Origin of the sequence: Nocardia mexicana NBRC 108244, from assembly GCF_001613165.1 — a bacterium.
Lineage (GTDB): Bacteria > Actinomycetota > Actinomycetes > Mycobacteriales > Mycobacteriaceae > Nocardia > Nocardia mexicana.
Genome location: NZ_BDBV01000020.1, coordinates 68,541 through 79,041 on the forward strand (window position 1 = coordinate 68,541; position 10,501 = coordinate 79,041).

Consider the following 10,501-nt stretch of genomic DNA (forward strand, 5'->3'; position numbering starts at 1 on the left):
GACAGGACCAGTTACTCGAACTCGACCTGCACTCCGGCGATGGTGACCGGCGTGGTGATCGGCTTGGTGACCGTGTGCTGGTAGTTACCGTCGGCGGGTTCGGTGTTCAAGGTCCAGCTTTCGCGGTCCGGGTCGACGATCAGGTACTCCGGTACGCCAGCATCGGCATAGATCCCGCTCTTGTCCAGGTAGTCGGTTTCCCGGCTGCTGGGCGATACGACCTCTACGAATGCCAGAGCGTTGGAGGCGTGAAGTTCGGCTTCCTTGGGAAAGACGCCCACATCCGGGGCCTTGGCGTTCTCGCCAGTGCCTGGGATCTTGACGTCGGAGGTGGTGCGGAGTTCAGGGGAGTGCAGTCGGATGCAGGTGTCGAGAATGATCTGCCAGTGCTCGGGTCGTTGCGGCGACACGACGATCACATCCCCCTTGGCGTCTGCCCGGAAACCCTCGGGTACCTCGATGTCAGCGGCAAGTTCTACGAGTTCGCTGTGTAGGCTCATGTCGCCTCCCGAGTCGAGCATCTGATGTCGTTCCCAGTGTGCCTCAAGGACATCTTCAGCGCCGCAGCTGATCCTGCGGAACCATGACTGTGGTGCGCTCGTCGAGTGGCTCCATCGGCTCAAGCTTGGGCTGGGTGTTCAGCTTGTCCGACAGCTTCTGTCGACTGACCTGCAGGACCTTGCGGGTGACCGGGCTGGCGGTGATGGCGCGGGTGGTCTTGCTGATCTGCTCGTAGCGAGCTCGCCCGGCCTTGGTCCCGAGCACGTATCCGGCTGCGAGGCCGATGATCAACCGCAGCATTCCTTGGGCTCCTCCCGGTCGCTGTCCGCGCCGTACATCCTGCCCGACGCCCGGGCGGGCTGTCGATCCGGGCCGGGTCCTGCCGCGGCGTGGGGCTCACGTTGCCAGAAGGGTCCGACAACTTGCGCTCAGCCCAGCGCCTCGCGCACCTGCTCGGGCACCGGTGTCGGCTCGTAGGTGTCGTGCGCGATGCTGATCAGGACCAGTTCCGCCCGGCCCACCGCTCGATCCCCGACCGCCAGCCGCACCGCCACATCGAAAGACGTACGCCCCCAGCGCGTCACCTCCGGCGTCAGTTCGACCACCTCGCGCAGCCGCGCCGGCGACGACCACTCCATGGCCGCCTTCTTGACCGAATAGTCGAAGCCGTCGAGATAGCCCTCGCCCAGCGCATCCTGCAGCCACATGTCGATCGTGTCGTCGACGAACGCAAAGTAGTTGGCGTTGAACACGACTCCCTGCATATCGCAGTCGCCGTACCGAACTCGGATCTGATGCGTGAACCCCATGCGGGTGAGGGTAGCGGGCGCCCTCGTCGCGAGAGATCAACCGAGGGGCTGGATCTGGTTGACGCCGATGGTGTAGCCGTTGAGGTCGCGGAAGTACAGGACGCGCCCGAAGTCGAACTTCTCGTCCTTGACCACCTCGACGCGGTCGATGACCGAATCGATGAAGGCGGCGGCGTCGTCCAGGTTGAGATACAGCCAGCCCGACATGGTTCCGGTCGGGGTGTCCGCCTTGGCGGGCAGGAAGCTGTGCGCCTCGCCCGCTCCCATCACCTGCGCGAACGCCTCACCGTCCTTGACGATCAGGTGCAGGTCGTCGGGCGCGATATCGCGCACCACGTCGAAGCCACGTTCGGCGTACCAGTCCAGCGTGGCGGCGGTGTCCGGAACGATCATCAGCGGACTCACTCGGCGCATCTCCATGACTACTCCTCCAGTCGATTGCGGGATGTTTGCCAGATTAGAGTACAAATGTACAAGTACACAAGTACAAAATCTCTCCTCGCCCGGGAACAACGGACTGACCTGGGGGTTTGGTTCGAAAGATTTTGTACAGATGTACGGTAGTGTGCTGGAGCGAACCCAGATGAGTGGAGGAGCATGTCGACGGACAAGCCCGCGCGGCGACGGCGCGACCCCGGGGCCCGGGTCGAGGAGATCGCGGCGGCCACCGAGCGCGTCATCGCCGACAAGGGGATCGAGGGTCTGACCCATCGCGCGGTGGCGGCCGCGGCGGGCATGCCGCTGGGTGCGACGACCTATCACTTCGCGTCCAAGGACGACCTGATCGAGGCGGCGCTGCGGCGGGCCGTCGACCGCTTCGCGCACTACCTGGACGAATGGCGCACCGCCCGTCCACAGCTCGGGGTCGAGGAACTCGTTGCGGCACTGGCCGATTCGTTCCTGCACTCGGTCGAGGACGACCGCAGCCACAACATCCTGGAGTCCGAGCTCTACCTCGCCGCCCTGCGCCGCCCCGCCCTGCGCCCGATCGCCGACCGCTACACCCGGCTCAGCTACGACACGCTGCTGCACTACACGGATCCGGACACCGCCGCCGCGGCGTCCGCCGCAATGTCCGGCTTCAGCGTCCAGACGATGGCCAGGGGGGAGCCCCCGTCTCGCCGTGAAATCGAGACGATCCTGCGCCGCATCCTCACCCCCAATCCGGCGCTATCCACGTAATCCTCACTCCGGCACCGGCTTTGCGCTCCGCCGCAATCTCGTCCTGTCGACTCGGCATCCGGTTTCGGCGGCGGGTCCGTCATCGCCGCACGTTCTGTGGCCTGCCCCGATCGGTGTACTGAAGCCGTCCCGTCGGTGTGTTGGAGTCGCGTCCCCCTGCCGGGCAGATCCCGTGCGATCCCGACGGAATCGGCGGGACGGGGACGGTTACGAGCCGAGCATGTCGAACACCTGCTCTGCGCGATCGCGGGTGCGGTACATCTCCCACGCGGTATCGGCGAGATCGTCGGGGTTGAGCGTATGTCCTTCGGCGGCACCGAATTTCGCGGGATCCGAGGTCACCATGGCGTGTATGTCGCCGCGTTCCACCAGGCCGCCGATGGTGAGGGTGCCCGCGTAGACGTCGCGGTCGGCGAGGGCGGCGTGCAGCGTGAGGGCGTAGTTGCGGAGGGCCGCGACCGGCAGCACGAGTTGGCCGAGCATCGGCATCGGGCGGACGCTGGACAGCCCGCCCGCGAACATCAGCCCGCCGGCGCGGCGATCGAGCATCCCCGGCAGTACGGACCCGACGACCCGCACGGCGGGCCAGACCCAGTCGAACGCCGACTGCGCGATCTCCACGTCGATATCCGTGATCGGGACGATCGGCTGCGTCGGGCCGGGGCCGTAGTAGGCGAACTCGATATCGCCGCCGCTTGCGATCTCGGACAACGCGGCCGTCAGGCGGTCCGCGTCGGTGACGTCGGCGGCGTGCGCGGTGGCGTCGATGCCGTGCGAGGAGAGGTCGGCGAGGTAGGCGGGGTGGCGGTCCGCGCTGCGCGAGACGAGGGCGACGCGGTAGCCCTCGCGGCCGAATCTGCGGGCCATGGACATGCCCAGGCCGGGGCCGACTCCGATGATCACCGCTGTTGGAGTGCTCAAATCAAGCTCCTTGGAAAATATTGAGGGGTGCCTCAGTTTGGCTCGAGGCTAGCACTAGATTGAGGGGTGCCTCAAGTTTTGTAGGATGAGCGACGTGACCCGACCGATGCGCCGCGACGCCGCCCGCAATCGCGACCGGTTGCTGCACGAGGCGGCCGGTGTGTTCACCGAGCAGGGCCTCGCGGGCTCGCTGGAGGAGATCGCGCGGCGGGCCGGGGTCAGCATCGGCACCCTCTACAACCACTTCCCGACGCGCGACGCCCTCATTGATGCGCTGCTGCCACCGCGCCTGACCGCCCTCGACGAATTCGCCGAACAGGCTGCGGCCGAACCGGATCCGTGGCAGGCCTTCACCGGTTTCGTCGAGAACATGCTGAACCAGCTCACCGCCGACCGCGGCCTGCTCGAGGCGTTCACCGGCGACCACCCGGCCGCCGCCGAACTGGCCCAGGCGTGCACGCGGGGAATGACGCACTTCTCGGCGGTGCTCGACCGAGCCCGCCGCGCCGGGGCGATCCGTCCCGACGCCACCGACCAGGACGTGGTGAACCTGCTTTGGGCACTCTCCCTGCTCGGCGAGAACGCCGGGGCGGCCGCCTGGCAGGGTGCCCTGCCCTTCGTGCTCGACGGTTTGCGAGCGTGACGATGATCTTTGGTAGAAACCTGACCGACTGGGCGCGCGCCAATGTGGTTAGCGCACCGGGCTTCCGCGGCCCGACGTCGTCCGCCCGCGGACGCCGCGAGCAGACCCGGCTGCCCGCTACCGCACTGCCAGCCGTGCTTGGCCACGGTGGATAGAGGAAACCGGCCTGAGCGGTCACATTTCGATTCTTCGTGGCAATAAATGCCGTCTTGGGCGGAAAAGTGAATGCTCAGGCCGGATTCCACCGGTTGTGTGGTGGTGAGCTACCGCCGTCCCGCTCGACGGCGGTAGAGATCGCGCACATTACTCGGCGTCCCCCGGGACGTGGCTCAGATCGGGGAGGTCGCCGTTCGACCAGCGGGCGTAGGTGTGCTCGGGTGACACCGTGATCACGTCGGCTACCGCTACGAGATCGGCGGGGATCTCGCCGCCCTCGAAATGCTCGGTGCCGGGGACGAATACGGCATCGACCGCGAGGCGCGACGCGACGACCTGCGATCTCGTCCGCGGAGTCGCAGTCGCCCGACACGTCGGTCGCATACTTTCACGGGCCCCGGCCTCGTTGCGTCGCTGCGCATCGATTGCCACCACGAATTGGGTTCCGGGCACGATGCGCGCCATGCCGCCGAGGAGGCGTTGAGCCTGATCGATCACTCGTTCGTGCGTAATCGAGCACTTACCCACATCAGTCTTGCCAACGCGCACGCCGACCTCGGCGACGTCGACGGAGCGGTGGATGCCATTCGCAACAGCGCGGAGTTGGCCAAGGTGTGCAGCTCAGATCGATTGGGGGACAGCATCTTCGATGCACGTGCCGGGCTTGCGCCGTGGGATAGCACCCCGTGCGTCATCGATCTGGATGAAGAACTGGCTGCCTACGGGTTCGCCACCCCTCGCACGTAGATGTCGAATTGGGGTGACATGTAGTCCGGGGTGTCCCGCCGCCCGATCAATCGCCAGCCGCCGACGGCCTCGTAGAACGCGTGGGATGCCGTGGCCTGGGGCTGAACGGCCAGCGTCGCCCGCTCCTCGCCGCGGCTGCCGAGCAGCACGTCCAGCAGGTGGCGTCCGAGACCCTGGCGACGCCAATCCTGTTGGACGGCAAGGTCTATGACGGCGAAGGTCCGTCCGGGCCACTCGTGGGTCACGGTGTCGGGAACGGGCTCTCGGAAGCCGTCCCACCACGGAGTGTCCGGCTTCAGGCCGACACCGTAGGCGAAACCGACCAGCGACTCTGTGGTCTGGGCAAGGGCGACACCGAATGTCGGATCCCGAAGGAACCGCTCCAGCATTTCCCGTGCCTGGCCGACTCGCCCTCCGGCCAGACGAACGGAGCCGCCGAGAACGCCTCGTCGTACAGGTCGCACACCTCGCCGAGCCGACGCCCCGTCTCGGCGGCCGATGCGAGCGCGACCGATGCCTGCTGACCTTCGCCCATAGTCGTCGACCCTAATTCGCGCAGATGCCGATCGGGCCCCTACCGGACTTGTGGCGTGCGATCGCCACGACCGACGTCCGAACACCGGTGGGCCCAATATTCACGAGGGGTTCATTTGCCTACTGATTAGATGTACGTCAATATAGACGTGTGTCGAATCTGGAGTCGTGCGTGGCGGGAGTGTGTGCGTGAGCGTCGATACTGCGGCGGGCGGGAACCAGGTGGTGGGCAAGTTGTCGACCCTGGACCGTTTTCTGCCGGTCTGGATCGGTGCTGCCATGGCCGTCGGGCTGGTGCTGGGGCGCGGGATTCCGGGGATCGGCGACGCGGTGAGCGCGGTGGAGATCGACGGGATCTCGCTGCCGATCGCGATCGGTCTGCTGGTGATGATGTACCCGGTGCTGGCGAAGGTCCGCTACGACCGCCTCGACACCGTGACCGGCGATCGCGGCCTGCTGGTCGGCTCGCTCGTGTTGAACTGGGTGATCGGCCCGGCGTTGATGTTCGCGCTGGCGTGGCTGCTGCTGCCGGACCTGCCCGAGTACCGCACCGGGCTGATCATCGTCGGGCTGGCGCGGTGCATCGCGATGGTGATCATCTGGAACGATCTGGCCTGCGGGGATCGCGAGGCCGCCGCGGTACTGGTCGCGCTGAACTCGATCTTCCAGGTGCTGATGTTCGCGGTGCTCGGCTGGTTCTACCTGTCCGTGCTGCCGGGCTGGCTGGGCCTGGAGCAGACCACCATCGACGCCTCGCCGTGGCAGATCGCGAAATCGGTGCTGATCTTTCTCGGAATCCCTTTGCTGGCCGGGTATCTCACCCGCAGGCTGGGGGAACGCGCCAAGGGTCGCGCGTGGTACGAGTCGGAGTTCATTCCCCGGCTCGGACCGTGGGCCCTGTACGGCCTGCTGTTCACGATCGTGATCCTGTTCGCGCTGCAGGGTAAGCAGATCACCTCCCGGCCACTGGATGTCGTGCGGATCGCGATCCCGATGCTGATCTACTTCGCGATCATGTGGGGCGGCGGCTACCTGCTCGGCGCGCTGCTGCGCCTCGGCTACGCCCGCACCACGACGCTGGCATTCACGGCCGCGGGCAACAACTTCGAGCTCGCCATCGCCGTCGCGATCGCCACCTACGGCGCCGCCTCCGGTCAGGCCCTCGCGGGCGTGGTCGGCCCTCTGATCGAGGTCCCGGTCCTGGTGGGCCTGGTCTACGTCTCGCTCGCCCTGCGAAAACGCTTCGGCGACAACAGCACCGCATCCCCCCAGGCCGATATCCGGAGCCAGCCATGACCGAAAGCCCTGCCGCACAGGCCCGATCGCCACACGCCGAGAGTGAACCCAAGCCCAGCGTGCTGTTCGTCTGTGTCCACAATGCCGGACGGTCGCAGATGGCCCACGGCTTCCTCACCCACCTCGCGGGAGATGCGATCGAGGTGCGGTCGGCCGGGAGCGCTCCTGCCGAATCGATCAATTCCGTTGCGGCGGAAGCTATGCGGGAGGTCGGTATCGACATCGCCGACCAGAAGCCGAAGCTGCTCACCCCCGGCACCGTCGAAACCTCCGACGTGGTGATCACCATGGGATGCGGCGATGCCTGCCCGTATTTCCCCGGCGTGGACTACCGGGACTGGCAGCTCGAGGACCCCGCGGGCCGGGACCTCGAATCGGTACGACCGATCCGCGACGAAATCCGCGAACTGGTGGAAGCTCTCGTCGCCGAACTACTCTCGCCGCGCGCCTGAGATCCCGCCCGGCCGCGGCCGACACCACGGTGTCGGAGGCGCGGGCGAGCCGGGCATCGAGCGAATAGATGCCCGCCCCGACGAGCAACTGGAGCAGGCTGCGCGCAGCTGCGCGAGATCGGTGCGGGATCCGGGGAGATCGGGCATGATCACCCGCAGCGTATTCGCGATCAATCGACCGGCAGGGACGTGAACGGGAATGTCGAACAGCGACTTTCGGAACAAGGCGAGCTGGCTGATCGCCACGGTAGTGGTGGTGATCCTGGCGGTGACCGGAATTTTCCTACTGTTGCCCGGGCTCACGGCCGACGAGCCCCCGTTCGATGCCGACGCGGTCCCGGGAACCCAGGTCGTCTGGGTGACGGCGAAGCGCGGGGCCGACCACGGGACGCTGGAACTGTGGCAGCGCGGCAGTCGCTGGAAGCGCACGCTCAGCACACCGGCATGGGTTGGCAAGGAAGGGATTTCGAAGCAGGCGAGGGAGGGTTCCTCCTTCACCCCGGAGGGCACGTTCGCGGTGTCGGAGGCCTTCGGCCGCATGTCCGACACCCGGGCGCGGCTGCCCTACCTGCCCGTCGATCCGTCGAACACCTGGTGGTGGGTGTCGGATACCGCCAGCCCGCTCTACAACCAGAAGTACCAGTGCGCCGATTCGGAGTGCCCGTTCGACACCGAGGCCGCCGAGAATCTCGGGGAAACCGATCCGCAGTACAACTACGCCCTGGTCATCGACTACAACCGGACACCCGTGGTCGCGGGGCAGGGCTCGGCGTTCTTCGTCCACGTCGCGGTGGACAAGCCGACCGCCGGATGCGTCTCGGTCTCCGAGGATGTCATGCGTACCCTCCTCGCCACCCTGGAACCGTCGCGAAAGCCGGTCATCGGGATGTACGCCACTTGACGGATGCGCTCGCCGGGCCGTCGCTCGGCTAGGGTAGGCCGGTGACCAAGGTCGTCTGGGAGGCGTACCCGCAGCGTGCCGGACTCGATGAACCGGCGCCCGGCTATCTGTTGTCCGATGATCCGTTCCAGATCGCGGAGCGGCTCGCCGACGTGGGATTCGAGACCGGCCATCTAGCCGGCGCGCGCTGGACCCGATCCGACGACCGGTACGTCTACACCGCGACGGTTGTCGAATCCGAAGCGCCCCATGCCGATACGGCCGCCGAGATCAACGCGTACCTGAAGGCGACCGAGATGCAGCAGGACGCCCGGCGCGTCCTGTTCGCATTCGTGATCCACCAGGAATGCGAGGAGGGCCGGGTCACCCGGGACGAGGCGCTGCGCGTCGCGGGCAGCACCGAGGCCCTGGAGGCGCTGATCTACCTGCACGGCCGCGCCGCCGACATCGGCGTCGACGAGATCATGCACTCCGGATTCGACGCCCTCGCCCTGCTGTACGCCGAGCGCACCCTGGGCCTGCGGTCGGAAGAGGAGTAGCGGGATCCCGGCCAAAAGCGTGCTGGGAATGACGGGTGCTCGAAGCGTGCTGGGAATGACGGGCGCCGGGAGTACGTCGGCCGGACAGCTGGCGCTACGTGATCGCGGGCAGGCGCACGACCTGGCCCGCGTAGGCGAGCCCGGCGCCGAAACCGAGCAGTAGCGCGACATCCCCGGGCTGTGATGCGCCGGAGCGCAGCAGTTCCTCCATGGCCATCGGGATGGAGGCGGCGCTGGTGTTGCCCGTCTCGGCGATATCGCGGGCCACCGCGACATTGTCGGGGACGGCCAGCACGCGGATGAGCGCATCGGTGATGCGGCTGTTGGCCTGGTGCGGCACGAAGGCGTCGAGGTCGTTGACGGTGACACCGGCCTGGTCGAGGGCGTCGCGGCAGGCCTTCTCCAGAAAGGTGACCGCCCAGCGGAATACGGCCTGGCCGTCCATCCGGATGTAGGGCCGCACCGTGCTGCCGCCGCTCGCCTCGGCCGCGGCGACCTCGGCGAAGTACTGCTGAAAATCCTTGTCCTGCTTGATCGCCGCGGTCTGGCTGCCGTCCGAGCCCCAGGCGACCGGGCCGATGCCCTCGGCCTCCGCCGGACCCACCACGACCGCCCCGGCGCCGTCGGCGAAGATGAACGCGCAGGTGCGGTCGGTCGGATCGAGCAGATCGGTGAGCCGCTCCACGCCGATCACCAGCACGTAGCGGGCCTGGCCGGACCGCACCAGATTCGCGGCATTGGCCAGCGCGTAGCAGAATCCGGCGCATCCGGCCGACACGTCGAAGGCGGCGGTGTCGTGCATGCCGAGTTCGGTGGCCACCACCGCACCGGCCGACGGGCCCAGCACCATCTGCGACGAGGTGGCCAGCACCACCGCGTCGATCTGGTCGGCCCCGATCCCGGACGCGGCGAGTGCCTCGCGGGCCGCCGCGGTGCTCATGGAGATGACGGTCTCGTCGGGCTCGGCCCAGCGTCTGGCGGTGATGCCGGAGCGGGTGCGGATCCATTCGTCAGAGGACTGGATGCGGTCCACGATCTCGGCATTCGGGACGACACGGCGGGGCCGGTACACGCCCAGTCCGAGGAGTTCGGCATGGGTGACCGGGGTGGCGGTGGCGATGTGGGCGGGCACGGCGATCCTCTCTTCGCATGAACCGATCGGTTCACGCATGTAAGGTCTAACATGAACCGATCGGTTCACACAAGGGTAGGAGGGCTTCGCGTGACCGCCGGACCGCGCACCCGATTGATCGCCAGCACCATCGCTACGGTGCAGGAGCACGGCGTGCACGCGGCCGGGCTGAGTGAACTGCTCAAGCGCAGCAACGCCTCGCGCAACTCGCTGTATCAGCACTTTCCCTCGGGGAAGGGCGAACTGGTGGAGACGGCGGCGCGGATCGTGTCGCGCGTGGTGTATTCGCACGTCTCCGTGACGGCCGATGCGCTCGCCACCGCGCCGACGCCGGAACAGTGGCTGGACGCGCTGTTCGCGTTCTGGCGCGACCCGCTGGAGGCCAGCGACTACCGGGAGGGGTCGTTCATGATGGCCGCGGCCCTCGACGAACTCGACCCGGCGGTCCAGTCCGCGGCCGGGCAGGCGTTCACCGAATGGACCGATCGCCTCGCCCGCGGGCTGGTCGCCGCCGGTGCCGCGCCGGAGATCGCGAATTCGCTGGCGGGCCTGCTGCTGTCGGCGATCGAGGGTGCGATCGTGCAGAGCCGCGCGCTCAAGTCCCCCCGCCCCTTCGACGACGCCCGCACCCACCTGACGGTGCTGCTGCACCACCACCTCGCGCTAGGCGCGGAGCGGGCTCCTGTGC

16 protein-coding genes are annotated in these 10,501 nt (G+C 67.4%); 8 read left to right on the plus strand and 8 right to left on the minus strand.

Translation table 11 applies throughout. The features are described from left to right. Positions 1-11: 11 nt before the first annotated feature. The 4 genes from NM1_RS07430 to NM1_RS07445 all read right to left on the minus strand — a co-directional run bounded on the left by NM1_RS07430 (position 12) and on the right by NM1_RS07445 (position 1,730). Positions 12-500: a Uma2 family endonuclease gene (locus tag NM1_RS07430; protein WP_169814211.1), complete on the minus strand. Its 489-nt coding sequence runs from the start codon at positions 498-500 to the stop codon at positions 12-14. A 55-nt stretch (positions 501-555) separates the two neighbouring features. Continuing rightward, the gene (locus NM1_RS07435) at positions 556-801 is read right to left on the minus strand and encodes a hypothetical protein (protein WP_068015536.1); all 246 of its coding nucleotides are present in this window, start codon (positions 799-801) and stop codon (positions 556-558) included. A 128-nt stretch (positions 802-929) separates the two neighbouring features. After that, positions 930-1,310: an acyl-CoA thioesterase gene (locus tag NM1_RS07440; protein WP_068015538.1), complete on the minus strand. Its 381-nt coding sequence runs from the start codon at positions 1,308-1,310 to the stop codon at positions 930-932. Between the two features lie 36 nt (positions 1,311-1,346). Further along, positions 1,347-1,730 (minus strand): VOC family protein, encoded by a 384-nt coding sequence (locus NM1_RS07445; protein ID WP_068015539.1) that lies wholly within the window; start codon positions 1,728-1,730, stop codon positions 1,347-1,349. Between the two features lie 177 nt (positions 1,731-1,907). Here NM1_RS07445 and NM1_RS07450 point away from each other — a divergent pair, with 177 nt between their 5' ends. Next, positions 1,908-2,492 carry a TetR/AcrR family transcriptional regulator gene (locus NM1_RS07450; protein WP_068015541.1) on the plus strand — a complete coding sequence of 195 codons (585 nt, stop codon included), beginning with the start codon at positions 1,908-1,910 and terminating at the stop codon, positions 2,490-2,492. Positions 2,493-2,699: 207 nt separating this feature from the next. On the opposite strand, the gene NM1_RS07455 is transcribed toward NM1_RS07450, so the two are convergent. Continuing rightward, entirely contained in the window at positions 2,700-3,413 is a 714-nt protein-coding gene (locus NM1_RS07455) for an SDR family NAD(P)-dependent oxidoreductase (protein ID WP_068015554.1), read from the minus strand. Between the two features lie 94 nt (positions 3,414-3,507). Between NM1_RS07455 and NM1_RS07460 the strand changes: the two genes are divergently transcribed. Beyond that, positions 3,508-4,056: a TetR/AcrR family transcriptional regulator gene (locus NM1_RS07460; RefSeq protein ID WP_084519250.1), complete on the plus strand. Its 549-nt coding sequence runs from the start codon at positions 3,508-3,510 to the stop codon at positions 4,054-4,056. 303 nt (positions 4,057-4,359) lie between these two features. Here NM1_RS07460 and NM1_RS07465 read toward each other — a convergent pair whose 3' ends face one another. Next, positions 4,360-4,710: a hypothetical protein gene (locus NM1_RS07465; RefSeq protein WP_147288859.1), complete on the minus strand. Its 351-nt coding sequence runs from the start codon at positions 4,708-4,710 to the stop codon at positions 4,360-4,362. Here NM1_RS07465 and NM1_RS40885 point away from each other — a divergent pair. Then, positions 4,693-4,959 (plus strand): hypothetical protein, encoded by a 267-nt coding sequence (locus NM1_RS40885; RefSeq protein WP_084519247.1) that lies wholly within the window; start codon positions 4,693-4,695, stop codon positions 4,957-4,959. The two genes, NM1_RS07465 and NM1_RS40885, sit on opposite strands and share 18 nt — an antisense overlap. Here NM1_RS40885 and NM1_RS07470 read toward each other — a convergent pair. After that, positions 4,932-5,348, minus strand: a complete 417-nt coding sequence (locus NM1_RS07470) for a GNAT family N-acetyltransferase (RefSeq protein WP_068015569.1) — start codon at positions 5,346-5,348, stop codon at positions 4,932-4,934. The genes NM1_RS40885 and NM1_RS07470 overlap by 28 nt on opposite strands. Before the next feature lie 334 nt (positions 5,349-5,682). Between NM1_RS07470 and arsB the strand changes: the two genes are divergently transcribed. The 4 genes from arsB to NM1_RS07490 all read left to right on the plus strand — a co-directional run bounded on the left by arsB (position 5,683) and on the right by NM1_RS07490 (position 8,681). Beyond that, positions 5,683-6,789 carry an ACR3 family arsenite efflux transporter gene (gene arsB, locus NM1_RS07475; protein WP_068015572.1) on the plus strand — a complete coding sequence of 369 codons (1,107 nt, stop codon included), beginning with the start codon at positions 5,683-5,685 and terminating at the stop codon, positions 6,787-6,789. Beyond that, positions 6,786-7,241 carry an arsenate reductase ArsC gene (locus NM1_RS07480; RefSeq protein WP_068015575.1) on the plus strand — a complete coding sequence of 152 codons (456 nt, stop codon included), beginning with the start codon at positions 6,786-6,788 and terminating at the stop codon, positions 7,239-7,241. Before arsB ends, NM1_RS07480 begins: the two co-directional genes overlap by 4 nt. 199 nt (positions 7,242-7,440) lie before the next feature. Then, complete coding sequence (locus NM1_RS07485; RefSeq protein WP_068015578.1) at positions 7,441-8,142, plus strand: L,D-transpeptidase family protein; 702 nt, start codon at positions 7,441-7,443, stop codon at positions 8,140-8,142. Positions 8,143-8,183: 41 nt separating this feature from the next. Next, on the plus strand, positions 8,184-8,681 hold the full coding sequence (locus NM1_RS07490) for a hypothetical protein (RefSeq protein WP_068015581.1): 498 nt from the start codon (positions 8,184-8,186) through the stop codon (positions 8,679-8,681). Between the two features lie 94 nt (positions 8,682-8,775). On the opposite strand, the gene NM1_RS07495 is transcribed toward NM1_RS07490, so the two are convergent. Further along, positions 8,776-9,813, minus strand: coding sequence for a beta-ketoacyl-ACP synthase III (locus NM1_RS07495; RefSeq protein WP_068015622.1), 1,038 nt, complete (start codon positions 9,811-9,813; stop codon positions 8,776-8,778). A gap of 90 nt (positions 9,814-9,903) precedes the next feature. Between NM1_RS07495 and NM1_RS07500 the strand changes: the two genes are divergently transcribed. Further along, on the plus strand, positions 9,904-10,501 hold a 598-nt coding region (locus NM1_RS07500), incomplete at its 3' end, for a TetR/AcrR family transcriptional regulator (protein WP_068015584.1).

Coding starts and splice junctions, on each gene's coding strand:
- NM1_RS07430 (WP_169814211.1), bottom strand. CDS start 500: ATGAGCCTACACAGCGAACTCGTAGAACTTGCCGCTGACATCGAGGTA.
- NM1_RS07435 (WP_068015536.1), bottom strand. CDS start 801: ATGCTGCGGTTGATCATCGGCCTCGCAGCCGGATACGTGCTCGGGACC.
- NM1_RS07440 (WP_068015538.1), bottom strand. CDS start 1,310: ATGGGGTTCACGCATCAGATCCGAGTTCGGTACGGCGACTGCGATATG.
- NM1_RS07445 (WP_068015539.1), bottom strand. CDS start 1,730: ATGGAGATGCGCCGAGTGAGTCCGCTGATGATCGTTCCGGACACCGCC.
- NM1_RS07450 (WP_068015541.1), top strand. CDS start 1,908: ATGTCGACGGACAAGCCCGCGCGGCGACGGCGCGACCCCGGGGCCCGG.
- NM1_RS07470 (WP_068015569.1), bottom strand. CDS start 5,348: ATGCTGGAGCGGTTCCTTCGGGATCCGACATTCGGTGTCGCCCTTGCC.
- NM1_RS07480 (WP_068015575.1), top strand. CDS start 6,786: ATGACCGAAAGCCCTGCCGCACAGGCCCGATCGCCACACGCCGAGAGT.
- NM1_RS07485 (WP_068015578.1), top strand. CDS start 7,441: ATGTCGAACAGCGACTTTCGGAACAAGGCGAGCTGGCTGATCGCCACG.